At 67.0% G+C, this 25,662-nt stretch carries 24 protein-coding genes; 11 read left to right on the top strand and 13 right to left on the bottom strand.

Going from position 1 to position 25,662, the window contains the following annotated elements; all coding sequences use genetic code 11:
• Nucleotide 1 precedes the first annotated feature (1 nt).
• From ACIBG5_RS35330 to ACIBG5_RS35320, 3 genes are read left to right on the top strand one after another with little or no spacing between them, the layout of a single operon-like run.
• A complete protein-coding gene (locus tag ACIBG5_RS35330; RefSeq protein ID WP_396395873.1) occupies nt 2-778 on the top strand; it encodes an SDR family NAD(P)-dependent oxidoreductase in 777 nt (258 codons plus the stop codon).
• A 9-nt stretch (nt 779-787) separates the two neighbouring features.
• A complete protein-coding gene (locus tag ACIBG5_RS35325; protein WP_396395871.1) occupies nt 788-2,164 on the top strand; it encodes an amidase in 1,377 nt (458 codons plus the stop codon).
• 12 nt (nt 2,165-2,176) lie between these two features.
• Complete coding sequence (locus tag ACIBG5_RS35320) at nt 2,177-3,058, top strand: hypothetical protein (RefSeq protein ID WP_396395869.1); 882 nt, start codon at nt 2,177-2,179, stop codon at nt 3,056-3,058.
• Here the strand turns inward: ACIBG5_RS35320 and ACIBG5_RS35315 are convergent, their stop codons facing one another.
• On the bottom strand, nt 3,059-3,838 hold the full coding sequence (locus tag ACIBG5_RS35315) for a L,D-transpeptidase (RefSeq protein ID WP_396395868.1): 780 nt from the start codon (nt 3,836-3,838) through the stop codon (nt 3,059-3,061).
• A 75-nt stretch (nt 3,839-3,913) separates the two neighbouring features.
• Entirely contained in the window at nt 3,914-4,486 is a 573-nt protein-coding gene (locus ACIBG5_RS35310; RefSeq protein WP_396395866.1) for a GNAT family N-acetyltransferase, read from the bottom strand.
• Between the two features lie 17 nt (nt 4,487-4,503).
• Between ACIBG5_RS35310 and ACIBG5_RS35305 the strand changes: the two genes are divergently transcribed.
• Complete coding sequence (locus ACIBG5_RS35305) at nt 4,504-7,455, top strand: BTAD domain-containing putative transcriptional regulator (RefSeq protein WP_396395865.1); 2,952 nt, start codon at nt 4,504-4,506, stop codon at nt 7,453-7,455.
• 38 nt (nt 7,456-7,493) lie between these two features.
• Nucleotides 7,494-8,315 carry an alpha/beta fold hydrolase gene (locus ACIBG5_RS35300; RefSeq protein WP_396395864.1) on the top strand — a complete coding sequence of 274 codons (822 nt, stop codon included), beginning with the start codon at nt 7,494-7,496 and terminating at the stop codon, nt 8,313-8,315.
• A gap of 3 nt (nt 8,316-8,318) precedes the next feature.
• On the opposite strand, the gene ACIBG5_RS35295 is transcribed toward ACIBG5_RS35300, so the two are convergent.
• On the bottom strand, nt 8,319-8,735 hold the full coding sequence (locus ACIBG5_RS35295) for a hypothetical protein (RefSeq protein ID WP_396395863.1): 417 nt from the start codon (nt 8,733-8,735) through the stop codon (nt 8,319-8,321).
• A 108-nt stretch (nt 8,736-8,843) separates the two neighbouring features.
• On the opposite strand from ACIBG5_RS35295, the gene ACIBG5_RS35290 reads away from it, so the two are divergent.
• Nucleotides 8,844-9,731, top strand: coding sequence for a LysR family transcriptional regulator (locus tag ACIBG5_RS35290; RefSeq protein ID WP_396395862.1), 888 nt, complete (start codon nt 8,844-8,846; stop codon nt 9,729-9,731).
• A gap of 407 nt (nt 9,732-10,138) precedes the next feature.
• Here ACIBG5_RS35290 and ACIBG5_RS35285 read toward each other — a convergent pair whose 3' ends face one another.
• From ACIBG5_RS35285 to ACIBG5_RS35255, 7 genes are all read right to left on the bottom strand, one after another.
• Entirely contained in the window at nt 10,139-11,113 is a 975-nt protein-coding gene (locus ACIBG5_RS35285; protein WP_396395861.1) for an aldo/keto reductase, read from the bottom strand.
• A gap of 75 nt (nt 11,114-11,188) precedes the next feature.
• A complete protein-coding gene (locus ACIBG5_RS35280; protein WP_396395860.1) occupies nt 11,189-12,157 on the bottom strand; it encodes a hypothetical protein in 969 nt (322 codons plus the stop codon).
• Nucleotides 12,154-13,455, bottom strand: coding sequence for a glycoside hydrolase (locus tag ACIBG5_RS35275; protein ID WP_396395859.1), 1,302 nt, complete (start codon nt 13,453-13,455; stop codon nt 12,154-12,156). Before ACIBG5_RS35275 ends, ACIBG5_RS35280 begins: the two co-directional genes overlap by 4 nt.
• Before the next feature lie 3 nt (nt 13,456-13,458).
• Nucleotides 13,459-14,238, bottom strand: a complete 780-nt coding sequence (locus ACIBG5_RS35270) for a 6-phosphogluconolactonase (RefSeq protein WP_396395858.1) — start codon at nt 14,236-14,238, stop codon at nt 13,459-13,461.
• A gap of 1 nt (nt 14,239) precedes the next feature.
• Nucleotides 14,240-15,052, bottom strand: coding sequence for a carbohydrate ABC transporter permease (locus ACIBG5_RS35265; RefSeq protein ID WP_396395857.1), 813 nt, complete (start codon nt 15,050-15,052; stop codon nt 14,240-14,242).
• Complete coding sequence (locus ACIBG5_RS35260) at nt 15,049-15,882, bottom strand: carbohydrate ABC transporter permease (RefSeq protein ID WP_396395856.1); 834 nt, start codon at nt 15,880-15,882, stop codon at nt 15,049-15,051. The genes ACIBG5_RS35265 and ACIBG5_RS35260 overlap by 4 nt, the downstream gene beginning before the upstream one ends.
• 95 nt (nt 15,883-15,977) lie before the next feature.
• A complete protein-coding gene (locus tag ACIBG5_RS35255) occupies nt 15,978-17,318 on the bottom strand; it encodes an ABC transporter substrate-binding protein (RefSeq protein WP_396395855.1) in 1,341 nt (446 codons plus the stop codon).
• Nucleotides 17,319-17,441: 123 nt separating this feature from the next.
• On the opposite strand from ACIBG5_RS35255, the gene ACIBG5_RS35250 reads away from it, so the two are divergent.
• On the top strand, nt 17,442-18,158 hold the full coding sequence (locus ACIBG5_RS35250) for a GntR family transcriptional regulator (protein WP_396395854.1): 717 nt from the start codon (nt 17,442-17,444) through the stop codon (nt 18,156-18,158).
• Between the two features lie 88 nt (nt 18,159-18,246).
• Here ACIBG5_RS35250 and ACIBG5_RS35245 read toward each other — a convergent pair whose 3' ends face one another.
• The gene (locus ACIBG5_RS35245; protein WP_396395853.1) at nt 18,247-21,345 is read right to left on the bottom strand and encodes a DUF3427 domain-containing protein; all 3,099 of its coding nucleotides are present in this window, start codon (nt 21,343-21,345) and stop codon (nt 18,247-18,249) included.
• A 191-nt stretch (nt 21,346-21,536) separates the two neighbouring features.
• Here ACIBG5_RS35245 and ACIBG5_RS35240 point away from each other — a divergent pair, with 191 nt between their 5' ends.
• From ACIBG5_RS35240 to ACIBG5_RS35230, 3 genes are read left to right on the top strand one after another with little or no spacing between them, the layout of a single operon-like run.
• On the top strand, nt 21,537-21,884 hold the full coding sequence (locus tag ACIBG5_RS35240) for a nucleotide pyrophosphohydrolase (RefSeq protein ID WP_396395852.1): 348 nt from the start codon (nt 21,537-21,539) through the stop codon (nt 21,882-21,884).
• 40 nt (nt 21,885-21,924) lie between these two features.
• On the top strand, nt 21,925-22,461 hold the full coding sequence (locus tag ACIBG5_RS35235; protein WP_396395851.1) for a class IV adenylate cyclase: 537 nt from the start codon (nt 21,925-21,927) through the stop codon (nt 22,459-22,461).
• 54 nt (nt 22,462-22,515) lie between these two features.
• Nucleotides 22,516-23,526 (top strand): helix-turn-helix transcriptional regulator, encoded by a 1,011-nt coding sequence (locus ACIBG5_RS35230; protein WP_396395850.1) that lies wholly within the window; start codon nt 22,516-22,518, stop codon nt 23,524-23,526.
• 4 nt (nt 23,527-23,530) lie between these two features.
• On the opposite strand, the gene ACIBG5_RS35225 is transcribed toward ACIBG5_RS35230, so the two are convergent.
• A complete protein-coding gene (locus ACIBG5_RS35225; RefSeq protein ID WP_396395849.1) occupies nt 23,531-23,797 on the bottom strand; it encodes a hypothetical protein in 267 nt (88 codons plus the stop codon).
• Between the two features lie 116 nt (nt 23,798-23,913).
• Here ACIBG5_RS35225 and ACIBG5_RS35220 point away from each other — a divergent pair, with 116 nt between their 5' ends.
• A complete protein-coding gene (locus tag ACIBG5_RS35220; protein WP_396395848.1) occupies nt 23,914-24,255 on the top strand; it encodes a hypothetical protein in 342 nt (113 codons plus the stop codon).
• 244 nt (nt 24,256-24,499) lie between these two features.
• On the opposite strand, the gene ACIBG5_RS35215 is transcribed toward ACIBG5_RS35220, so the two are convergent.
• Nucleotides 24,500-25,630 carry an epoxide hydrolase family protein gene (locus ACIBG5_RS35215; RefSeq protein ID WP_396395847.1) on the bottom strand — a complete coding sequence of 377 codons (1,131 nt, stop codon included), beginning with the start codon at nt 25,628-25,630 and terminating at the stop codon, nt 24,500-24,502.
• Nucleotides 25,631-25,662 lie beyond the last annotated feature (32 nt).

Raw genomic sequence — 25,662 nt, 5'->3', positions numbered from 1 at the left:
CGTGACCGACTACGCGAACCTCTTCCGTCTGGACGGCAAGCACGTCCTCGTCATCGGCAGCGGCAGTGGGATCGGCCGGGAGAGCGCACTTGCTCTCGCCGCCCACGGCGCCCGCGTCACCTGCGCCGACCGCGACCTCCCCGCCGCCGAACAAACCGTAGCCCAGGGCAACAGCCCTCAGCTCGTGGCCTACGAGCTGGACGTGCTGGACGACGACGCGATCACGCGGGCGGTTGTCGAGCTCGGGGATGTGGATGTCCTGGTCTTCACCGCGGCGACCAACGTGCGGAAGCGGATCCTCGACTACACCGGCGAGGAGTTCGACCGCGTCGTGGCGCTCAACCTGCGGGCGTCGTTCCAGCTGCTGCGTGCCTTCGGCAAGCAGATGTCGGAGCGGGGGAGCGGCAGCATCATCGGGTTCAGCTCGATCCGCGGTACGACGGTCGAGCCGGGCCAATCGGTGTATGCGGCAACCAAGGCCGGCCTCGTCCAGCTGCTGAGGACCGCAGCGGCCGAGCTCGGTCCACGCGGCGTACGAGTGAATGCGATCGCTCCCGGCGTCGTCGAGACACCGCTCACCGCCCAGATCAAGGCAAACCAGGCCTGGTACGACGCCTACGCGCAGAAGGGAGCGCTCGGCCGCTGGGCCGGCCCGGAGGAACTCGCCGGCGCGGTCGTCTACCTCGCCTCCGACGCCGCCAGCTTCGTCACCGGCAGCGTCCTGGCCGTGGACGGCGGCTGGACCGCAGTCGATGGCCGCTTCGACCCGCCGAACTGAGGAGCACGTATGACTCTCGCTGACCTGACTGCGACCGAGCTGATGTCGAAGTACCGCGAAGGCGCGCTCTCACCGGTCGAGGTGATCGAGGACGTGCTCGCACGGGTCGAGGAGCTCGAGCCACGGATCTGCGCGACGTACGCGCTCGACCCGGACGGTGCCCGCGCCGCGGCACAGGAGTCCGAGGTCCGCTGGCGTGACGGCACTGCCGGACCGCTGGACGGCGTACCGGTCACCGTCAAGGAGAACATCGCCACCCGCGGCACCCCGGTCCCGCAAGGCACGGCGGCGACCGAGCTGATCCCGGCCACCGAAGACGCACCGGCGGCAGCACGCCTGCGGGCGGCGGGAGCGGTCATCTTCAGCAAGACGACGATGCCGGAGTACGGGATGCTCTCGTCCGGCGTCTCCACCTTCCATCACCTGACCCGCAATCCGTGGGATGTGTCGAAGACGGCCGGCGGTTCGAGCGCCGGTGCCGCGGCGGCCGCGGCGGCGGGCTATGGTCCGATCCACGTCGGCACCGACATCGGCGGATCGATCCGCCTGCCCGCCGGCTGGTGCGGCATCGTCGGCCTCAAGCCCACGCACGGCCGGATCGCGGTCGGCAACCCGTACCCCGGCCGGGCGATCGGCCCGCTGACACGTACGGCGCGAGACGCGGCGCTCGCGTTGTCGGTCATGTCCGGGTACGACCCGCGCGACCACACATCGTTCCCCCCGACCCCGGAGAGCTCCACCGAGAGCGCTCTCCCCGACGGCCTTCGCGTCGCGCTCCTCCTGGATGCCGGCCTCGGACTGCCCGTCGACCCCGAGGTCACCGCAGCGGTCTCGGCGGCGGCCGCCGTACTCGAGAAGGCCGGCGCGACCGTCGAACCGATCGGCCCGATCATCACCCGCGAGATGCTCGACGGCCTGGACCGCTTCTGGCGGGTCCGGTCGGCCGCGGACATCGCCGCCCTGCCCGAGGATCGGCGCGCCAAGGTCCTCCCGCAGATCCGGTCCTGGGTGTCCACGGCCGCCGACCTGTCCGGCTTCGACGTCTTCCACGGGTACAGCCAGATGGGTGCGATGGCGGCGGCGGTCACCGCGATCTTCACGTCGTACGACGTCATCTTGTCGCCGGTGGCTCCGATCACCGCGTTCCCCGCCGAGCTGGCGTACCCGACCGACGATCCGGCGAAGCCGTTCGAACACATCGCGTTCACGGTTCCGTACAACATGTCAGCGCACCCGGCGACCACGGTGAACGTCGGCTGGTCCGCCGCGGGTCTGCCGATCGGTGCGCAGCTCGCCGTACCGCATCATCAGGATCTGACCGCGCTCGGTCTGGCCGGATACCTCGACAGCCAGCAGACCGAGCGGCGAAACTGGCCCATGGAGTGAGGTCTGGGTCTGATGGACGGCTACAGCGGAGCGAGAACCGGCGCTGACGCACAGCAGCGCGGGCTGGTCTCGCACTGCTACCGGATGCTCGCCTCCATCACCGAGGCCGTCGAGGTCGCCGAGTCCGCGCGTGGATCGTACGAACTCGCCACTAGCGAGTGCCTGACCCGAGCGGGCAGCCGTCCGCTTCCCACCGACCTCGCCGCCGCGAGCGACGACCCGGAAGGCGAGCTGCACCAACGCTCCGAAGTCCTCTGGCTCGAACCCATCCCGAGCGACCTCGCCGACCACCACCCGATCGACCTCGGCTACATCGCTGCGCTCCAGCACCTCCCCGCCCGCCAACGAGCGGCCGCACTGCTGCACAACCTGGAAGGCTGGCCGCTCAGCCAGGTCACCGACCTGCTCGGCCCGGTCGAGCTCCCGCAGCTACACACTCCGATGTCGTCGGTGACCGACGACACTCTGCTGGCCCGCTATCGCGAGGCGTTCGAGCAGTACGACGTACCTGCGATCGTCACGTTCTTCGCCGCCGACGCGGTCTGGGAGATGCCGCCGTTCACCTCATGGTTCCGCGGGCCGCGCAACATCGGCCGCCTCATCTCCACCCACTGCCCGGCGAAGGGCCCCGGCGACCAGTTGATGGTCCCGATCCAGGCCAACCACCAACCCGCCTTCGCCGTCTACATGCGAGACCCGAAGGACAACGTCCACCGAGCCTTCCAGATCCAGGTCCTGGCCCTCACCGCGGCCGGCATCGTCCACGCCGTCGCCTTCTTCGACCTGACCCTCTTCCAGTCCTTCGACCTCCCCGAACTCCTCACCGGCCTCCCCCCAAACCTCTACGACGGCTCTCCTCGCCCCCACGTAGAACGCCTACCAAGGCACTCCTAGCTAGTAGTCGCCGTAGACCTGGACCTTGGTGCCGATGGGGGTTTCGTCGAAGATCTGGTGGATTGCGGGGCGGAGGACCCGGACGCAGCGGTGGCTGGCGGGGTAGGACTTGACCAGGGAGTTCACGCGGGAGCCGTGCAGGGCGATGCCGGGACGGTCCTTCAGGAAGTACAGGGAGTCGTACATGTACGCGTCCTCGTACAGGCTGCTCTCGTGCGCGCCGGCCCACTTGCGCCAGACCTTGCCGGTGCGGTTCGGGGTCTCGTAGCCGGGGCCGCCGGTCGACACCCAGACGATCCGCTTGTAGGCCTTCCCGACGATCTGGTACAGCACCTGGCAGGTCTTGTTCACGTAGATGCCGGGGGCACGCGTCGGCACCGGGGCCTTGGTTGCGTTGAGCACCGAAAACGCGTCGGTCAGGTTGAGGCCGGCGCGGTTGACCGGCAGACCGTGGGTCTCACGCCACGCGCACAGCGCCTGCTTGGCCCGCACGGTGATGTCGCCGTCGACATCGCCCACCGGGTACCCGAGCTTGTCGAGTTGCTTCTCCACCCGGAGCGCGTAGTACTGCGGCTTCTGCTTCACCTTCTTCGGCTTCGGTGTGGGCTTGACCGTCGGCGTCGGCGTCGGCGTCGGTGTGGCGGAAGGCGTCGTGCTCGGCGTGCTGGACGTAGTGGTGGCGGAGGACGGGCTGGTTTCGCTCGCGGCCACGTCGGAACACCCGGCGAGTACGAACGACAGAACGACCGCACCGGCCACCAGACCACGTCGACGCGACATGATTCCCCTCTCCCTCAGCTCTGTTCAGAGTCGCAGAACCACGTCGCTCCAAGCGGTAACGCAACGCCGGAGAGGCTAGTCCGCCGAGGGGCCGCCGACCGGACGTTCCGCCGGGGCCGTCACCGAACTGTTGTCGACCACCGGTCCCGGGTCGTCCCGCAACCTGCTGTACAAGTACCCGTCCTGGTACTTTCCGGCCCTGAACTCGCACGCCCGGATCACGCCCTCGAGCCGGAAACCCGCCTTCTCCAAGGACTTCTGCTCGGCCACGTTCTCCGGATGTGTCGCCGCCTGGATGCGCATCACCGGCGTGTGGAAGAACAGGTAGTCGGTCAGCATCGCCTGCGCTCGCCATCCGATCCCACGACCGCGGTGCTCAGGCAACAAAGCGATCCCGATCTCCCAGTACTTCGTCCTGCCCTCGAACGATCCCGATCGCCAGCTCACCAACCCGGCGGTCTCGTCGTCCGCGCGGACCATCAGCCGTCCGTCGTCCGCGCCGAGGAATCCGTCCTCGGCGTACCGACGTCCCGACGCCTGGGCGTCGCGGAACCCGGTCCAGTCGAGCCCGATCAGCCACGGCTCCACCGCGAATCGCCGGAACAGGTCAAGATCGCCTTCATCCACAGGCCGCAGCTCAATCCGCATGCTGCCACACTAGGCCGATGGAGTTCCGCATCCTCGGTCCGCTCGAGATCGTCGTCGACGGTCGCCCGGTCCCGACGCCTGCGCCGCGGCTCTGCACGCTCCTCACCACTTTGCTGCTGCGGCCGCATCGGGTCGTCCCGATCGGCGAGCTGATCGACCGGCTGTGGGCGGACGAGACCCTGCCCGCGAACCCGACCTCCTCGATCCACACCTACGTACGCCGGTTGCGCGCCATCGTCGGCGCGGACGTCCTGCAGACCCGTCCCGGCGGGTACCTGCTGGCCGCCGAGGCCGCCGATCTCGTTGCCTTCCACTCCTATCTCGCGAAGGCCGCCGAGGAGCCGGCCCGGACGGTTGAGCACCTCCGGCGAGCGCTGGACCAGTGGCGCGGTGATCCGCTCGCGGTCGAGCACCACTACGCCGTCGGGCTGGTCGAGGAGCGGCTGACCGCGCTCGAGCAGTACTACGACGCGCAGTTGGCGCAGGGCGACCACGCCGACCTCCTACCCGAGCTCCGGGCATCGAGCGCCAGGGAACCTCTGCGTGAACGGTTCAGCGCGCAACTGATGATCGCGCTCTACCGCTGCGGACGGCAGGCCGAGGCGCTGGCGGCGTACGACGAGATCGCGGCCCGGCTCGTGGACCAGTTCGGCCTCGACCCGGGCGACGAACTGCGTGAACTCCGGCAGTCGATCCTGACCTCGACCCTCGAGCCGGAGCCGCGGCCAACGGGGGACTGGGTCCGGCAGAACCATCTACCGCTCGACATCCGCACTCTCGTCGGCCGGGACGACCTCGTCGACCAGATCGTGTGGCTCGCCGCGCAGACCGACGGTGTGCCGATCGTCGTCCTCACCGGCACGCCCGGGGTCGGCAAGACCGCTCTCGCGGTCCGGTCCGCGCATCAGCTGTCATCGTCGTTCCCCGACGGCCTGTGGTTCGTCCGCCTGCGGGGTGCCTCGGACCAGCCGCGCCGCCCGGACGACGTACTGGTCGAACTCCTGCGGTCCTCCGGCCTCGATCCCTCGGCGATCCCGGACGATCTCGATGCTCGGGCAGCAGCGCTCCGCGCCCGCCTTGCCGGCCGCCGCGTCCTCCTGGTCCTCGACGACGCCCGCGACGCCGCGCAGGTCCGCCCGTTCCTCCCCGGCACAGCCGGCAGCGCGGTCCTCGTCACCAGCCGTCATGCGCTGGACAGCCTGGTCGCCCTCGACGGCGCGATCGGACTGCGCGTTGCCACGCTGACCCCCGACGACGGCGCCGCCCTGATCGCCTCGCTCCTCGGTCGCCCGTACGACAGCGACATCGCCGAACTCGTCGCGATGTGCGCCGGCCTGCCACTCGCGCTCCGCATCGCCGGTGCCGTCGCGTCGCGCGGACCCGTCTCGGGGCTCGTCGACCGCATGCGCGCCGCCGGCGCCCTGCCGGTCCTCACCATCGACGACGACACTGCGGTCAGCACCGCCTTCACCACGTCGTACGACCTCCTGGATCCCGCCACCCAGCGCGGCTTCCGGTTGCTGTCGCTCTTCCCTGGCCCGGAGTTCGGCTCTGGTGCGGCGCAGGCGCTCATCGGCCGCGGGTACGCCGAGGTCCTCGCCCGGCTGGAATCAGCCAGCCTCCTCCAGCCGGTCGGCGCCGCCCGCTACGTCATGCACGACCTCGTCAAGCAGTACGCCGGCCAACGCGCCGAGCCGGACGCCGGCGCCTGGAACTCCTTGTGTGCCTGGTACATCGGTACGGCCGACTGCGCGGTCGACACGTTGTTCCCGACCGCGGTCCGCGTGCCGGTCACGTCGTACGAGCGCCGTCCGGTCGACGACGCGGCGGGCTGGCTCGAGAGCGAACTGATCAACATCGAGGCCGTCGCCACCCGGGCCCAGGTCCTGGGACCGCCGGACGCCGCCTGGCTCCTCGCGGACATCCTGCGCGTGTATCTCTACGAGCACAGCCTGATCGACGCCTGGCGACGTCTGGTGCGTCTCGGCGCGGTCTCCGCCGCCGGCAACCGGCTCGGCGAGGGGGCGATCGAGCACGCACTCGGCGTGCTGGACCGGATCACCGGTGATGCGAGCGGCGCCGTCGAGCACGTCAAGAAGGCGATCGAGCTGTATCGCTCCGGCGGCTTCGAACTGGGTGAGGCAGCGCTGCTGTGCAACCTCGGGCTGGCCTACAACGATCGCGGTCAACTGACCGATGCCACGGAGGCGCTGTCCGCCGGCATTGCGATCTTCCGCGGGCTGGGCGAGGTCAGGTTCCTGCCGAGGGCGTTGCTCAACCTGTCGATGAACCACGAGCATCTGGGCCGCTTCCACGATGCCATCGACTGCACGACCGAATATCTCGAGATCAAGGCAGCGGAGGGCGACCCCGACACGCTCGCCGCGTACGTCAACCGTGCGGGCGCTTACTGCAGGCTCGGCGACCTCGAGAAGGCGGCCGCGGACCTCCAGACGGCGACCCTGCGCGCCGACCGCCGTGACGTGATCGCCTGGCGGGTTGCGATGGCGGCACTCCACAACCGGCAGGGCAAGCACTCGGAAGCACTCCAGTACGCATCCGACGCCGTACAGGACAGCCTGGACATCGGATCGGCGTACCACGAATCGCTCAGCCGCATGGTGGTCGGCGAATGTCATCTGGAGGCCGGCGACCACGTCACCGCGAGGACCTTCTTCGAGCAGGCCGACGCCCTCGCCATGAAGTCCGGCTACGACACGATGCTGGCCGACACCCACTGTCTCCTGGCCCAGTGCACCTATCTTGACGGCCGTACGGCGACAGCCCACGAACTCGCGGCCGCTGCCCTCGCCGAACTCGAAGCAGTGCAGTACCGCGTCGGCGAGTACCACGCGCAGGTCCTGCTGGCTCACTGTTGCACCGATCTCGGACGAGACGACGAGGCAGCGGTGTATCGGGACGCGGCTTCCCGGATGCGTGAGGAGACCGGGTACGTGCCGTCCCGGTAGCGGCGGCCTTACCCTCGGAGGAGGGGGATGGGGGCGCTATGGACGAGCAGACGGTGATCACTCCGGACGGTCGGAAGCTCGGGGTGTGCGTGTGGGGAGATCCCGGGGGTGCGTCGATCTTCTGGCTGCACGGGACGCCGGGCAGCCGGTTCCTCCGGCACCCCGATGACGGGTACGTGACTCGCGGTTTGCGCGTGTTCACCTATGACCGGCCGGGTTACGGGCGGTCGACACGGTTGCCGGGCCGACGGGCCGCGCAGGTGGCGGACGACATCCGTGCGATCGCCGACGCCTACGAGCTCGAGCGCTTCGGGGTCGCTGGGGTGTCCGGTGGCGGTCCGGGTGCCTTGGCTGCTGCGGCGCTGCTGCCGGGGCGGGTGGTTCGGTGTGCCGTCGTTTGCGGGCTTGCGCCGTTCGCGGCGGACGGGCTCGACTTCTCGGCCGGGATGGCGGAGGGCGAGCGGCAGGAGTGGCAGTTGGCTGTGCAGGGTGCGGCGGCGCTTCAGCCGTGCTGGCGGGAGTTCGTCGAATGGGTCGACGTGGGCATGCCTGGTATCGCGGCCGGCGATCGCGCGATGTGGATCGAAGCAGCGTACGAGGCCGGCCGGCAAGGATCGTCGGGGTACATCGACGACCTTCTGAGCCTGGTCGGCGAATGGGGGTTCGCGCTCTCGGCCGTTGAGATCCCGACGCGGATCATGGTGGCGCGCGACGACACGTCAGTGCCCGCCGCGCACGGTCAGTGGCTGGTACGGCGGTTGCCCGCGGCCGAACTGATCACGGTCGACGGCGGCCACCTCGGTCCTCGTGACGAGCCGGAAATGCGACTACTCGCCTGGCTCGGCCACGGCACCGCGTAGCGTCTACAGGCCGAGGTCGCGGAGGAACTCCGGCTTGTAGGCCTGCATCACGACGTACCGGGGATCCGGCACCTCCATGCCCTTGTTCTTCGCGGCGTCACTGGTCGCGTCGTGCTCGCCGACCGGGACGCTCGGGTCGGTCCAGTCCTGCTCGGCCGGATTCCACCGCGTCACCGTGTACTCGGCGATGAGGTTGTCGTGGGCAACGACATCCTTGGCGGTCCGCTCTGCCTCCTGGGCGTCCTCGAGCGTGTGCGTGTACAGCAGCATCCGGTTCCCATCGCGAGTCACCGTCACCTGCCCCCCGAGCCGCTTCCGCGCGTCGTCGTCCAGATCGTGCGCCCGGAACCGCTCCCACATCGTCAACCCGTGCTCCTCGCTACCGAGCACGACCTCAACCCGAAACTCCTCATCCGCCATAGGCACACCCTATCGACCCCGGCCTGTGCGCTTCGATCCCACCTGCCCGCTGTCCTGAGAGTTGGGACAGGTGAATCGCGTTGGTTCGATCGACTAGACTTCTGAGTCATGGAGCTGAGGCACTTGGAACACTTCGTGGCGGTGGCCGAGCAGAAGCACTTCACCCGCGCGGCGGAGGCGATGTCGATCTCGCAGTCCGGCCTGTCCGCCTCCATCCGTGCGCTCGAGCGGGAGCTTCGCGCTCCGCTCTTCCTCCGCAACACCCGCAGCGTCGAGCTCACCGAGGCGGGGCGTGCCCTCCTGTGCGAAGGCCGCCGTACGCTCGCCGCCGCCGAGGCCGCCAAGGACGCGGTCGCAGCGGTCCAGGGGCTGCTCCGCGGTCACCTGACCGTTGGGCTCGAGCAGTGCCTCGGGGTGGTCGACGTACCTGCGCTGCTGGCCAAGTTCCGCTCCGCATACCCGGGCGTCGAGATCGAGGTCCGCCAGGGCGGCTCCACCCCGATGCTCGACGAACTCGCCTCCGGCCGGCTCGACATCGCGTTCGTCGCCACCGCCGGCGACCCGGTCGACGGCCTCGACCTCCGCCCGCTGTCGACCGAGTCGATGGTCCTCGTCTGCGCCCCCGACCACCGCCTGGCTCCGGCGACCGCGGTGTCCCTGGACGATCTGGTGGGGGAGTCGTTCGTCGACTTCGACCCGACCTGGGGAGCCCGCGCCATCTCCGATCGCGCCTTCGCCGGCGCCGGCGTCGCGCACCCCGTGACCATCGAGGTGAACGACGTACACACCCTCCTCGCCCTGGTCGCCCACAACCTCGGGGTAGCCCTGGTCCCCGAACGCATCGCCGCCAAACGAGGCGACCACATCACCGTGCCCCTCACCCCCGGCAGCGCCTCCGACTGGCAAGTCTCAGTAGCCATGCCCACCAGCCCCGCCGCCTCCCTGGCCGCCGACGCCCTCATAGGCATGCTCCCCACCACAGCCGTCCACCATTAAGACCGGCCGCCGCACCGCCCGACCCGCCTCCGCGCCACCCCGGCTCCCCGCTGGTGGGCTGACCCACGAGAGGGCTCCTGGCTGGTGGGCTGACCCACGAGAGGGCTCCCGCTGGTGGGCTGACCCACGAGAGGGCTCCTGGCTGGTGGGCTGACCCACGAGAGGGCTCCTGGCTGGTGGGCTGACCCACGAGAGGGCTCCTGGCTGGTGGGCTGACCCACGAGAGGGCTCCCGGCTGGTGGGCTGACCCACGAGACTGTGGGTTGGCCAGTCGCCTGCCGTGGGTGAACCCACAATCCGCTGGGTCAACCCATCAGATCTCGTCCGCGGACGGCCGCCGCACCCTGGGGTACGGCGGCCGACTGGTTCGTGGGTCTGCCCGCGAGAGGCAGCCCGGGTGCGGGGTGTTACCAGGCGTAGTCTTCGGGGGCGGTTTTGTAGCCCGGGAAGATCTCGTCGAGGCGGGCCAGCGCCTTCTCGTCGAGTTTGACGTCGACGGCGCGTACGGCGGACTCGAGCTGCCCCATCGTGCGCGGTCCGACGATCGGGCCGGTGACGGCGGGCTGGTGCAGCAGCCAGGCGAGTGCGACCTCGCCCGGCTCGTGGCCGAGCTCGTCGGCGAAGGCCTCGTACTGCTCGATCTGCGGCCGCAGCCTCTCCAGGGTCTCCTTGGCGCGACCCTCGAGGCGACGTACGCCCTCGTTCTCCTTGCGGATGACGCCGCCGAGCAGGCCGCCCTGCAGCGGCGACCACGGGATCACGCCGAGGCCGTACTCCTGCGCCGCCGGCAGCACCTCGCGCTCGACGTCACGCACGAGCAGGTTGTAGATCGACTGCTCACTGACCAGGCCGACGTAGTTGCGCCGCGCCGCCGCTTCCTGAGCCTGCGCGATGTGCCATCCCGCGAAGTTGGAGGATCCGGCGTACAGGATCTTGCCCTGCTGGATGGCGACCTCGATCGCCTGCCAGATCTCGTCCCACGGCGTGTTCCGGTCCACGTGGTGGAACTGGTACAGATCCACGTAGTCGGTCTGCAGTCGCTTCAGCGACGCGTCCAGCGCCCGCCGGATGTTCAGCGCCGACAGCTTTCCCTCGTTGGGCCACCCGTCGCCCATGTCTCCGTAGACCTTGGTCGCCAGCACCGTCTTGTGCCGGTTCCCCGGGTCCTTGGCGAACCACTCACCGATGATCTCTTCGGTCCGCCCCGGGTAGATCGCCCGCCCGTACCCGTTGGCGGTGTCGAAGAAGTTGATCCCCTTCTCGTGCGCCGCGTCCATGATCGCGTGCGCATCCGCCACCTCGGTGTGAGGCCCGAAGTTCATGGTCCCCAACACGATTCGACTGACGTTCAGTCCCGTACGTCCAAGCTGAGTAAAGTCCATACCTCCACCCTCCCGCGCGCCCGCTAAGACTTCCAACAAGAGAATCAGCTCAGTCCCATCACCAGAGCTTCTGAGTCACCCGTGGGCGCGCGCCGCCTCCGACAACCTGCTCCGCACCCCGTCGGTCGGCTGAGCCCCACCTTCAGCCAACGCGTCCAGAAGTGCGCCCACGAGCGCGGGGTCCTGAGTGTGCTGAAGGTCGAGGTTGAGTTCCCGACTCTCGCACGTACGACGGAGCGCCGCGAACACCGGCGCACCCGGCTCCCGCAGGAGGCCGCCGCCGGCAACGACGGTCACGGGCTCAGTGAATCCACAGTTGCCCGCCAGGCTGACGATGTAGTCGGCGAGGCGCGATGCCTGCGTATCCACCAGCCCAGCCACCACAGGATCGTCGTCGATCAGCGCCAAGACCGACGGAGCATGCGCCGCCAACGTCGCGAAGTTGAACGTGTTCTCCCGCTTGGTGGTCAGCTCGAGCATCTCCTCCGGCGTCGACGCACCGAACAACGCAGGCAGTACGGCGGTGAGCTTCGTCGACTCGCCCAGCCCGAGCTCCGACAGATACACAGCTCGCAACGCCTCGCCGACCAGGCCTGCCCCGCCGAGCGGATGCTGCAGCCACCACGACAGTGCCCACTCCTTCGCCGGACCTCTGCCCGCCAGCGCGGCCCCAGTACCCAGTACGACGGAGATCCCCTGCCCATCGAGCCGCCCGCACCGGATCAGGGCGAACCCGTCGTTCTTGATGCTGAGGTCACTAAAGCGTGGCTCTAGAGTCGCACTCCAGAATCGTGCGTCACCCGGCCAATCGACACCCGCCAAGCGGAACGCCGCGTGCTTGATGTCGGATGCCCGGAGTCCCGCCGACTCGAGTACGTCGCCGACCAGGCCAAGGACGACAGCCTTCGCCGCCTCAGCCCCGGCCGGCGCGTAGATGTCGCCGACGCCGCCACGGGCCAGGCCGACGAGGTCACCATCGGCCGTCGTCAACCCCGCCCAGGTCTTGGTGTTCCCGGCGTCGACAGCGAGAAAGACGTCCTTCACTGAAGAAGTCTTTCCGGCAGGTACGCCGCATGCGCCGCGGCCATCTCGTCGTACAGGTTCTCGGCGATGGACAGGTCGGGCACCAGCGGGTTCGCGACCAGCACCCGGATCGCATCGGCCCGGGTGCCTTCCCAAGCAGCCTTGGCGGCCAGCATCTGGTAGTCGGCGAGTTGACGCGTGATGCCGCGGACGGCGAGTGGCAGCGGCTGCTGCGGCTCGATGTGGCAACCCTTCCGGTCCACAGTGCAGTAGACCTCGACGACGGTCTCCGCGTCGAAGCCCGGCAGTGCATTGTCGACATTCGGAAGGTTGACGGGTAGACGCGCACCCGTGTCGTTGTAGTAGGCACTCATCACGTCGATGGCCAGTTCGAGTTCGTGGATCCCGCCGCGGGACCGCGCGGGATCGAGGTGGGGATGGCTGGACTCAGCCTGTTCGCGGTAGTGATCCCAGTACCCCGGAACCGCATCCATGATCACTTCCGACCGGGTCCGCGGCGCGGCCTGCTGATCCCTGAACACCTCGTTCCGGAAGTAGTAGTAGTTGAAGTAGTCCGACGGAATGGACCGCATGACCACGGCCAGGTGCAGTGCCCGCTTGGAGTTCGCATCGAGGGTCGGGTCGTCCTTGCGCCGTTCCCACGCTGCGTCGAGCAGCGGCATGACGTCTTCCCCGTCGTACAGGTGCTCGTAGCTCCAGCAGTTGTGGTTCACGCCGGCCATGGTGACCTTGGCTCGCTCGGGGTCGAGTCCGGCGGCCCTGAGGACGACGGGCGGGAACACGATCGGCCCCTCGCACATCGAGTAGATAGGTACGGGCGTGTGGTCGGCAACTGCCTGGGAGACGATGTTGACCGGGTTGGTGTAGTTGAAGATCACCGCGTCCGGGGCAACTGCCTGCAGGTCATCGGTGATGGTGCGCATGTCGTTGATGGAGCGCAGCGCCATGAAGAACCCACCAGGGCCCTGCGTCTCCTGACCGATGACGCCGTGCTTGATCGGAATGCGTTCGTCGAGCGCGCGGGCGGCGAAGTTCCCGGGACGGTAGCTGGTCAGCACCGCGTCGACATCGGCCAGTCCAGCGCGCTGGTCAGTGGTCGCCGTGACGGTGATCCCGTCACCGCCTTCTGCCGCGAGTTTCTCGGCAATCCTGAGGACGGTCTCCAGACGCTCCGGGTCCTTGTCGATCAGCACGACCTCGGATCCCGCGAACTCCGGCCCGTGCCACAAGAACGAGGCTATGGTGCCGGCCGCTCTGGAGGATCCTCCGCCGATGTAGGCCATCTTGATTCGAGCCATGTCCTATGAGACCCCTTCTCGTTCTGACTGTGCGGCTTGTTCATCTGCGTAGATGCGGGCGTTGTGGCAGTCGTGCACGATGGTCGCCGGCCACTCCGGCTCGTAGCTGTCGGCCCGGCGGATGCGCTCGAAGGCGTACGCCTTGTTCGGTCCCCACAGGAGCATCACCACCGACCGCGAGAGCGCCGCGAGTTCCGCCGTACCGATCGTGACGCCGTACGCCGGGACGTCGTCGAGCGACCGCAGACTCGGGAAGGTGGACACGTTGTCCCTGCGGGTCGACTCCGGCAACTCGACGACGCGGGTGGGTGCGTTCCGCGGCGTACCCGGTCCGTTCAGCGCGACGTGACCGTCACCCTGGCCGCTGGCCAGCAGGAACACGTCGATGCCACCTCCATCGATGAGTTCCTTCTCGAAGGCAGCGGGCTCGTTGGGGTCGGGGGCGATGAGACTGGTCGATCGCAGGCCAAGGTCGCCGAGAGGCTCCAGGAGATTCCGCCGGGCCCATCCGATGCAGCTGTGCGGTGTGAGCGGGGAGAGGAGCTTCCACTCTCCGGATTGTCCGGTGACGTACTCGTCCATCATCACGATCCGCAGATTGTCGACACGGACTCCGCCATGATGCGCGAGCCGATCCAAGGCAGCAGCCACCGGAGTCGCACTGCGACCGGCAGGAAAGCCGACGACGTAGCGATCCGTCGCAGCGAGGCCGTCGAGAATCTGCTGCGCGACGACCTCGCCGATCTCGGCGGCAGAGGGCATCACGGTGATAGGTGTCGCCACGTCACTCCTTGACCGCGCCGGCCATGACGCCGCTGATGAACTCACGCTGGAAGAACAGGTACAGAGCCACGACCGGCAACGAGACGATCAGTGAGCCGGCCGCCATCAGGTTCACCTGCAGGACGTGTCGGCCCTGAAAGGCGCCCAGGGCAACGGTCGCGGTCTGCTTCTCGGGGTCGCCGAGGAAGATCAGCGACAGGAAGAAGTCGTTCCACGTCCACATGAACGACAAGATCACCAGGGTGAGAACCGCGGGACGAGCCATCGGGACGAGGATCCGCCACAAGGTGCTCCACACGCCCGCGCCGTCGACGGCCGCGGAGTCCATCACCGAGCGAGGCAGCGCCCTGAAGGTGGCCCGCATCCAGTAGGTCCCGAACGGGACACCCATCCCGAGCTGGATGATGACCAGCCCCAGCCAGGAGTTGGTCAGGCCGAGGCGCTGGAACTCGTAGTACAGCGGGATCACGATCACCTCGGTCGAGACCATCATCCCCAGCAGAATGACCGGGAACAGGAACCGCTCGCCGACAACCCCGAGGACGCCGAACGCGTAGCCGGAAAGGATCGCGAGCAGGGTCTGCCCGATCACAGCCGACACCGTGATGACCAGCGACGCGTACATGGAGTGCGCGAGGTTCCCGTCCCGCCAGGCCGCGCTGAAGTTGCTCAGCGAGATCCTGGACAGGTCAAGTGCACCAGAAGTGTTGGGGCTGACGGAGGTCAGCACGAACCAGGCGACGGGGAAGAGCACCGCGACGGTCAGCACGATGACGATCACGTAGTTCGAGAGACGCTCGTACCTGGAGATCATCGGTCCTTGTTCTCCATCATCCGCGTGATGCCGACCGCGATCCCAAGGCACAGAAGGGCGAGTACGACGCCAGTGGCGGACGCCTTACCCACATCGGGATTGACGAACGCCAACTGGTACAGGAGCAGCGCAGGGGTGGTCGTCGCGTCCCCGGGGCCGCCCTGGGTCGTGATGTAGACCATGTCGAAGGTCCGCAGCGCACCCGTGATGGTCAGGGTCAGTGCGATGGCCATTTGTCCGCGGAGGCTGGGGAGCGTGATGAGCCAGAACTCCTGCCACCGTGTCGATCCGTCCAACCGTGCGGCCTCGTAGAGCTCGTCCGGAATGGCGAGGATGCCGGCCAGGAACAGCACCATGGTGAATCCGAAGCCGCCCCAGACCCCGATCATGCCGAGCGACGGAAGGGCCCAGGTGAAATCGCCCAGCCAGTTGCGGGTGAGCTGACCCAGTCCGACCCAGCGCAACACCGTGTTCAGTGGGCCATCGGGCGCGTAGATGCGCTTCCAGATGATCGCCACGACGACACTCGTCAACACCTGCGGGAGAAAGAGGAACCAGCGGTAGATGCCCTCGCCGCGGATCTTCGCCCGGCTGAGCAGGGCGGCACTGATCAGCCCGAGGCCGAGCGGGATCAGACCGAACATGACGATGAGCACCAGCACGTGCCCGAAGGCGGCGTACATCCGCGGGTCGCGTCCGAACTCCAGGTAGTTCTGCAGTCCCATCCAGGTCGGCTCGCTGACTCCGTCCCACTTGTAGAAGGAGTAGTTCACCGTCTGGATCAACGGCACGAGGACGATCGCGCCGTACAGCAGGAGGGCGGGGGACAAAAAGAGCAGCCCGATCCAGCGCCGTTTGCGGGTCTGTCTCGAGACGGCTCGCGTCCTTGGCCTGGCCCGGACGCTCAGACGCGAAGTCTGAACAGTCATCGGGCGGTCTGGAACTTGTCGTAGTCGGCCTGAACCGCCTTCACCAGTGCGTCGGGTGTACTCCGGCCGGCCAGCAACTGCTGGACCTGTCCACCGAGGGTGTCGAGCATCGAGGGTGTGGACCAGTCGAAGTACGGAACGTACCCGTTGTCCTTGTCCAGCGACCGCTGACCGGTGATCTCCGTACCGAACTCGGGGTTGTCCGCCGGCGCCTTGACGTCGTTCAGGAGCGGCAGGAAACCGTTCTCGACGACGTACTGCGCGGTCTGCGGGCCGGCGAGGAAGTCGAGGAACGAGGCGGCGACATCCGGGTTCTTGCACTTCGAGCCGAGCGCGACAGCGGTGGACGCGCCCGTACCGACGACCTTCCCGCCCGTGACCTGCGGGAGCTGCACGTAGCCGTACTCCTGCTTCTGGGCGCCCTGGAAGGCCAAGGTCCCGGTGTACTCGAAGCGGAACGCGGACTTCCCCTTGAGGAAGGCATCGCCGGCGTCGGCGAACTGGATGCCGGCATGGTTCGGCGTGAGCCAGCCCTTGTCCTGGTACGACTTCAGCCGCTCAGCCGCGTCCTTCAGGCCGATCTCGTCGGCCTTCACCGAACCGGTCGAGTAGACGAAGTCGTTGATCTTCTTCTGATCGCCGAACAAGTCCTGCAGGGCCAGGAGGATCGCCGTCGACGACCCCTTGTCCTGGGACCCGTAGCCGATCGGCACAACGCCCGCGGCCTTGGCCTTCGTGCAGGCGTCCTCGAACGACGCCAGGTCGGTGGGCACCGTGGCACCCACGCGCTCCAGGACTGCCTTGTTGTAGTAGAGGCCGATCAGCGACGAGCTGGCGACCGGCGTGGCGAACAACGATCCCGAGCCCATCTCCGTGCCGTCAGCTGTGAACTGGGTCTGACGCAGGATCGTGCTCGGAAATCTGTCCCAGCCGAACGACTTCGAGTAGCCGTCCAGGTTGAGGACGAGCCCGGCCTTCGAGAGCGTGCCCAGGGACTGCCACCCGTTGTTGACCGTGATGATGTCCGGCGGGTTCTTCTCCTTCAACCGCAGGTTGGCCGTCTGGGTCAGCTGACCCCAGTCGACGGACGTGCGCTTGATCGTCACGTTCGGGTACTTCTGCTGGTACGCCTTCACCGCGTTGCCCACCCACTTGGCGGAATCACCGCCCCAGAAGTCCAGCATCGACAGCGTCACCGTGCCGGCCTTGGCGACATCGATCGACTTGGCAGGCGTGGAGGGCGCGCTGCTCGCCTTGGTGCCCTGCGGCGCGCAACCAGCCAGCGTGAACAGGCCGAGTGCGGCTCCCGACTTCAACACGGTCCGCCTGGTGACCATCGTGACTCCTTCGTCCGTTCCCGTGACTTCCGGCCACCCTACGACTCTGAAACCAGTTATGCCAGTCCCAACCAGTTGCTGAATGCGAGCGGAGTCAGGCCTGAAACTGGTATAGTGACGGCCGTGACAGCAGCAGAGCCCGCGGTCGAACGGGTCAAGAAACGGATCCAAGACGGGATAGTGCGCGGGCGCTACCCGAGCGGCAGCCGACTGCCGAGCGAACGGCAGTTCGCGATCGAGACCGGCCTCAGCCGCATGACCGTCCGGGCCGGCTTCCAAGCCGCCTCCGACGAGGGCCTGATCGTCCCGTCACCCCAACGAGGCTGGTACGTACGCGATCTCGTACTGCGTGAGCCCCCGAGCCGGCTCCAGTCCTTCACGGAGATGGCTCACGAACTGGGCTTCCGCCCCAGCTCGGAAATCCTCGACCACCGCGAACGACCAGCCACCCTCGACGAGGCCCACCGTCTCCACCTGGCCCCCACCGCCCCCGTCGTATCCATCCGCCGCCTCCGCGGCATGGACGGCCGCCCCGTCACCGTCGAGGACCTCGTCATCCCCATAGCCATCGCCCCCTGGCTACCCACCGCCGACCTGACCAACGCATCCCTCTACGAACTCTTCTCCACCCACGGCATCGAGTTCTCCTACTCCCGCTACACAGTCCAGGCCCAAAACGCCGACGCCACCCTCGCCACCCTCCTCAACCTCCCCACCGGCGGAGCCATCCTCGTAGCCACCGAAATAGCCTTCGCCCAAGACACCACCACCCCCCTCCTCTCAGGCACCAACCACTACAGAGGCGACGCCTACCAATTCACCGCCGACCTAACCCGCTGAGGACAGCGCGGAGTTAGCCTGCGTGCCTGGCGTGACCGCTGACGCACGTCTGGGAGCGCCTCAGTTGCAGTGCTCGCGAAGATCAGGATCATGCAACCACGGAAGCAGCTTGGAAGACCTCGGTGGGCATGGGGTGGGTTAGTTGCCAGGTGATCGCTATTGGTCGCTCGCCGGTGTGAGTGGTGTACGTCGCTGGGCCGAGGAAGAGGTAGGGGTCGGTGGCTCCGTCGGTGCGTTTGTGTTGGCGGGCGAAGATGAGGATGTCACTGCCGCGCTCGCGGTGATTCAGGTACCGCTGGCCAGTTTGCGAGTCGACCGCGGTGTTGCTTTGGGACTCCCAGTGGAACAGCGTTGGGCTGATCGCGTAGTCCTGGTACATCGTCGTGGGGGAGTAGTCCGCCTCGGACTTGGTCAGGGTGACGAGGAACGCGTCGAGGTTCCGCTCGTGTGAGTAGAGCACCCCGGATTGGAACGTACTCGGCTTGCGCTGCAGGTTTGCGTAGTCGAGGGCGGCCAAGATCTCCTCCCGCTGGTACCGCGCATGCACGCGAAGGGGCAGGTCGCCGAGTCGACCGCTGAGCTGGAAGGCGCGATGCCGGGCGTGATCCATGGCGAAGTCGGTGATCTCCAGCAACTCGTCGCGCAGGGCATTCTCCTGGCGCAGTGCGTCAATGCCTTCCGCGTACGACGCGAATCCGCCGCCGTCGGGCCAGAGCGAGAAGAACAACATGCGGGCGAACGCACTGTGGGCTGGGTCCAGTTCGTCGTACGTCGGTCCGTCGTCCTGCAAGAGTCGTCGGTAGACGCGGGCTCGGTCAGGGTCGTCGACGTGGGCCAGTGCGCGTACGCGTCGGAGAAGAGCTTTCTCCAGGCTCGATCCGGAGCGCGTGTGGAGTCCGGCGTCGCGGCGCAGGTTCGTCCAGCTGCGGCCGGGGCGCAGTACGTCGCTGAGCTCCGTACCGGACTCCTGGAGGAAGGTCGGCAGGGTCTGCTCGCCGTGAGCCCTGAGCTCCTTGACCATGTCCTGCCAGCGGCCGGCGATCTGGCTGCGAAGGTTCGACAGGACCACCTCTTGTGCGACCTTGTCGAGCACAATCTGGCAGCCAGTCGGCAGAAACGGGAAGCCTTGCTCAACCTGACGTTCTAGCCCTTTTCGGGTTTCGCCAGTCAGTGCGCGGAAGCGTAGGTCGAAGCGGAACTCTTTGCGTTGGTGACCGACAAAGTCGAGGGCCGTGAGAACCGGCTTGGCTTCGGATTGGCGCAGACCTCGGCCGAGCTGCTGGAGAAAGACAGTCGGGCTTTCGGTCGGGCGAAGGAATAGGACAGTATTGACCTCTGGGAGATCAAGACCTTCGTTGAAGAGGTCCGCGGCAAACAGGGCGTTGACCCGGAGGTCCTTGAGGTCTCGCAGCGCCTGATCCCGGTCGGCGGTCAGAGTCTGGCCGGACACGGCGCGTGCAGGGATGCCCGCCTTGCTGAAGACATCCGCCATGTACTCGGCATGGGCGACCGAAACGCAGAAGCCGAGCGCTCTCATGGTGCGCAGGTCTGTGAGCTTGTCACGAACCTGGTTGAGGACGATGGCCGCACGTCTGTCGTTGCCCGTGTACAGGTTCTCGAGTTGCCGCTCGTCGTACCTGCCTCGCTTCCATTGCAGGTCAGCGAGGTCGGTGTTGTCGGAGATCCCGAAGTAATGGAAGGGACACAGGAGATCCGCAGATAGCGCGTCCCACAGCCGAAGCTCGACCGCCGTTCGTCCACCGAAGAAGCTCAGCAGGTTAAAGCCGTCGGTGCGTTCGGGCGTAGCCGTCAGCCCGAGCAGCTCACGTGGCTGAAGATGATCCAGTAGTCGGCGATAGGTCGGTGCGGCTGCGTGATGGAACTCGTCAACGACGACAACATCAAAGGTCTCCGCGGGCATCGTCGTGACGTCGTACGAAGTGAGCGCCTGAACGGAGGCAAAGACGTGTCGCCACCGTTCGGGGCGTGCTCCCGAGTAGTACTCCTCGCCGAAGGTGGCGTCGGCGAGGACCTCGCGGTACGTGCGGAGCGACTGCTGCAGGATCTCTCGACGGTGGGCGACGAACAGGAGTGACGGCGCCGGCTCGCCACGCTTCAGCGCGGCCTCGCGAAGGCGGCGATAGTCGAGCGCGGCGATCACCGTCTTACCGGTGCCGGTTGCCGCGACGACCAGATTGCGATGGCGGTCATGAACCTCGCGTTCGACCTCGATCTCCTCGAGCATCTCGGCTTGGTACGGCCGCGGTCTTACCTCAAGGCCGGCGAGCGAGATCGTGACTCGGTCCGAGGACTTGCGATTGCCTGCCTCGGCCAGTGCATCGTCAAGGCGATCACGGTCGTGCTCTGGGTCGTACTTCTCAAAAGTTGCGTCGTGCCAGTAGGTGTCGAAAGTTGCCTCGAACTTGTCGAGCAAGCTCGGTGTCGCGATCCGCGAAAGACGGACGTTCCACTCGACGCCGTCGAGCAACGCGGCTCGCGAGAGATTGGACGATCCGACGTACGCCGTGTCGAAGCCAGTGTTTCGGCGGAACAGCCACGCTTTGGCGTGCAGCCGAGTGCGAAGTACGTCGTACTGGATCTTGACCTCGGCGCCGAACTCGTTGACGAGTCGGTCAAGCGCAGTGCGATCCGTTGCCCCGAGATAGGTGGTGGTGATGACGCGAAAGGGCGCGCCACGGAGCCGGAGACGTTGGAGCTCAGGCTCGAGCAGGCGAAGGCCGTACCACTTCACGAACGCACAGATCAGGTCCACCTCGTCCGAGGTGTCGATCTCGGCTCGCAACTCCGGACCTAGCGAAGGCTCACCGTGTGCGTTGGTGAGCAGGGCGGCATCGGAGAGCGGAGTGGTCGGCCGGGCCTCGCTATAGGTGGTGGCGCCAGGCCGGACCGGCGGATGCAGCGAATGCAGTTGCCGAAGCTGTCCGTCGGGTAGCTCCTCGCCATTTACGGCAAGGCGCTGCAACAGGTCGTTGACCACCGCAACACGCTTGCCCTCATCGCGAGTGTTCCCAAGCACCCGTAGTACGGCGTCCCGCACATGCCGAGCCAGAACCTCTGGCTGATCCGCCAAATCAACATCATGCAGCCTCGCGACCAGCCCATCACCCTCCCCGATCGCCTCAAGCAGCCCATTCGTCACGAGCGCGTCGTAAATCCCTGGCTCCATCTGCCCACCACCCCTCCCGGAGGAGCTTGCCAGATGCATCCGACATCCCGCTGGACGTTGAGGTACGTGACGGTCAGATAGTTGCCATCCTACCGAATCAGCTGTTGACAAGTTGGTGGAGGGCGTCGAGGTCCGCATTGACGACTCGATCCACTGCGCGGGCGGTGGGAGATCCGTGGCATGCTCGCGGGGTGTCTGATCTGATCGAGTTGCGAGACCGTATGCGGGCCTTCACCGAGGAGCGGGACTGGGCTCAGTTTCATGATCCGAAGTCGCTGATTCTTGCACTGGTCGGTGAGGTGGGTGAGCTTGCTGAGCTGTTTCAGTGGTTGCCGGCGGATTCGGCGGCTGCGCGCGTGCAGGACGAGCCACTTCGGAGTCGAGTTGGTGAGGAGATGGCCGACGTACTCCTGTACTTGGTGAGATTGGCCGACGTACTCGAGATCGATCTGGGGGACGCCGCCATGCGGAAGTTGAGCGGCTCGGCGTCGAGGTTTCCACCCGACGATGTCCGTGGGCAGGCGCCCGAGAAGGCATGACCTTGCTAAGCCACTCCACCGGTAGAGAGGGATAGCCCGCATGCCCATCGAATTCGAGGCCAAGGTGCTGGATGTCGAGCCGGATGCGCTCGCGGAGAGGATTCTTCGGCTGGGTGGGCGGCGGGTGGGGGATCGGCTGATGCGGCGGTACGTCTATGACATCGCGGCGGGGGACGACTCGCGGTGGATTCGGTTGCGGGACAGCGGTACGGCGGTGACGTTGACCGTGAAGGAGATCGCGCACGACGGGATCGACGGGACGACTGAGACCGAGGTCGAGGTTGGTGACTTCGAGGCGACGAACGAGTTGTTGGGACGGATCGGGTTCGAGGCGAAGTCGTACCAGGAGAATCGGCGGATGAGCTTCGAGCTCGAAGGTGCCCAGTTGGAGATCGACTGGTGGCCGCGGATCCCGCCGTACCTCGAGATCGAGGGGCAGTCTCGGGAGCACGTTCTGGGGGTTGGGGCCTTGTTGGGCTTCTCCGAGGACGAGCTCACGGGGGAGAACACCCTCAAGGTGTACGGGCGGTACGGGATCGACCTGACGGAGATCTCAGAGCTTCGCTTCACCGAGTGAGGTAGAAGGCAATCGCGGAAGGTTCTGTTCCGCGATTGGTGGGATGCTGGGTGGATGTTGGAGACGTCGGCTCGGTTGTTGCGGTTGCTTTCGTTGTTGCAGGTTCGGCGGGATTGGGCGGGGGGTGAGTTGGCGGGGCGGTTGGGGGTTTCTACGCGGACTTTGCGGACGGACGTCGAGCGGCTGCGGGTTGTGGGGTATCCGGTTGAGGGGCGGCCGGGGGTGGCGGGTGGGTATCGGTTGGGGGCTGGTGGGGAGTTGCCGCCGTTGTTGTTGGATGACGAGGAGGCGGTGGCTGTTGCGGTGGGGTTGCGGACCGCGGCGGCTGGGGGTGTGGCGGGGATTGAGGAGACGTCGGTACGGGCGTTGGTGAAGTTGGAGCAGGTGTTGCCGTCGCGGTTGCGCCATCGGGTGCGGGCGGTGGCGGGGGCGACGGTTGCTGTGGGTGGGGGTGGGCCGCGGGTTGATGCTGAGGTGTTGACCGCGATTGCGTCGGCGATTCGGGATCGGGAACGTCTGCGGTTCGACTATGCCGGCGGGTCGGGTGGTGGGGTGTGGAGTGAGGCGCCGCGTGGTGATGAGGCCGAGCAGGACGACGTACAGCCGCCTCGGGTGGTGGAGCCGCATCGGTTGGTGGCTTGGGGGAGGCTGTGGTATTTGGTTGCTTGGGACAACGGGCGGGACGCGTGGCGGACGTTCCGGGTGGATCGGATGACAGTCCGGTCGCCAAATGGCGCGAGGTTTGTGCCGCGGGAGTTGGACGAGGTCGACGTCGAGGAGTTCGTACGGCGCTCTGTGGGCGAGGCGTCGTGGCATTACCGGGCCCGGATCCGGGTGGAGGCGTCGAGTCTGTACGTGCAGAATCGGATGCCGATCCCGATCGAGCCTGAGGTGGTTGACGACAACACGTGCATCGTCGAGTTGGGGTCGGACGATCCGCATCAGTTGGCGTTGTGGTTGGGGCTGCTGGACGCGGACTTCGAAGTACTGGATGCGCCGGAGTTGGCCGAGGCGGTTCGTGCCGTCGGCGATCGGTTCCACCGGGCGGCGCGGGCGTTCGGCTGACGCCTCAGTAGAGCTCGGGGCGAGCCTGGACGAGAAGGTGGCTGAGGTCGTAGCCGTCTTCGTCGGTGGCTGCGGCTACCAGGGCGCGCCAGACTTCGACGGGGATGATGGCTGCCTCGGGCTCGCCTTCGTCGCCGAAGACGAAGGGCTCCGTGCTGCCGGCGCGGAACAGGCTGAGCAGGTCTGGGAGGTACGTCGACGCCTCGGCGGTGGGCTGCACCCAGACGTGGGCTCCGTCGGGGAGGATGTGCGGCGCTTCGTTGAAAGGCATTGAAATCCTTCCGGTTAGGGGACGTCTTGATCAGGATAGGAGTCGGGAAGCACGCGACGCCGGAGTTATCCACAGGCCGCGGAATGGGGCCGGACGCAACCGTTGGAGGAGCTGGGATGGGCGAAGGGCGCTGGGTCGAGGTGCGGGCGACAGCCGGGCACGGGGTGGACGAGAAGAAGTGTGTGAAGTCCCTCCAACAGTTGCGGAAGGAGTTCGCGGGGGAGGAACTGCCCACACAGGATGTTGTTGAGCCGTCAGACGGAAAGGTGGCGATCGCGGTCGCGTTGATGGGCGCGGGCGCGGAGGAGACCGTGGTCGCAGTACTGGGGGACTGGATTCGGCGGCGGAAGAATCCGGGAACGGTGACCCTGACGCTGGAAGGCGATTCGATCGAGGTGGACCGGCCAACGTACGAGGACCGAGAGCGGGAACTTGCAGCGTTTCTCACCAGGCATTAGCAGAGCGAGCGTTTGAACGTCCCGGCGACAGGAGTGAGTCGTTGTCGGGGTGGGTGGTGCGGCGTAGCGTCGAAGACGGGGTTCGGGGATGACGTTGGTGGGGGTAGTGGTTCGGGTTCAGTGGTCCTCGCCGGTTGCGGGCCCGTGAAGGAAGCTCTGCCCGGACCTCCCTCCAGAAGGGTGGAGCCCAAAGGAGCCCGGAGTGCGTGAGCACTCCGGGCTCCCCTTTTGGCACGACGACTGGTTACAGGTTGCGGAAGAAGGTGCGGAGGTCGTTGGTGACGTCGTCGGGGCACTCGAGGGAGGCGTAGTGGCCGCCTTTGCTGAAGTTGGACCAGTGGACGATGTTGGTGTTGTCGCGCTCGGCGAGTGCACGGATGGTCTTGAAGTCGTCGGTGAAGACCGCGACGCCGGTGGGGGCGTGGTTGAGCTGAGGCTCGGTGCCGGCGTGGGCCTCTTCGTAGTGGTAGCGGCCGGCTGCGGCGGACGTGTTGGTGAACCAGTACAGGGAGACCTCGGTCAGGATCTGGTCGCGGGAGACCAGGCTGGTGCCGTCGCCGAAGTTGTTGAAGAGTTCGTTCCAGGCGAGCTGGCCGACCGGTGAGTCGGAGATGCCGACGGCAACGGTCTGCGGCCGGGTCGCGTTGATCGCGTTGTACCCGCCGACCGACTGGAACCACTTCAGGTGCTCGAGCGCCGCGTAGTCCTCCGGGGTGAACTTCTCGAACTCCGCCGGGTCGCCGGACGGGAACGAGAACAGTTGCAGCACATGCAGCCCCAGGAAGCCTTCCGGGTTCAGTAGGCCGAGCTCGCGGGAGATCATCGCGCCGCCGTCGGAGCCATGGGTGCCGTACGACGAGTAGCCGAGCCGGCGCATCAGGGTGTCGTACGTGCGAGCGACCCTGGCCATCGTCCAGCCCCGGTCGACGAGCGGCGTACTGAAGCCGAAGCCCGGCATCGACGGTACGACGACGGAGAAGGCGTCGTCGGCCGAGCCGCCGTACGCGACCGGATCGGTGAGCGGGCCGATCATGTCGAGGAAGTCGACGAACGACCCCGGGTAGGTGTGCAGCAACAGCAGCGGTGTCGCGCCCTCGACCTTCGACGGTACGTGGATGAAGTGGACGGTCTGGCCATCGATCTCGGTCAGGTAGTGCGGGAACTCGTTCATCCGCGCTTCCTGCTGGCGCCAGTCGAACCCTTGCTGCCAGTGGTCGACCATCTCGCGGAGGTAGTGGTTCGGGGTGCCGAGGTCCCAGCTGTCGCCGGGGGCCGGCTCGGGCAGCCGCGTCCGCGCGAGGCGGGCGAGCAGATCGTCCAGGTCAGCCTGGGCGATGTCGACGGTGAAGGGCCGGATGCTCTCGTTCGTGGTCATGGCTTCACCGTAGAATCCATATAGGAACATTA

Origin of the sequence: Kribbella sp. NPDC050241, from assembly GCF_044459685.1 — a bacterium.
Classification (GTDB): Bacteria; Actinomycetota; Actinomycetes; order Propionibacteriales; family Kribbellaceae; genus Kribbella.
Note: the sequence above shows the minus strand (reverse complement) of the source record. Positions and strands in the feature narration are given on the sequence as shown.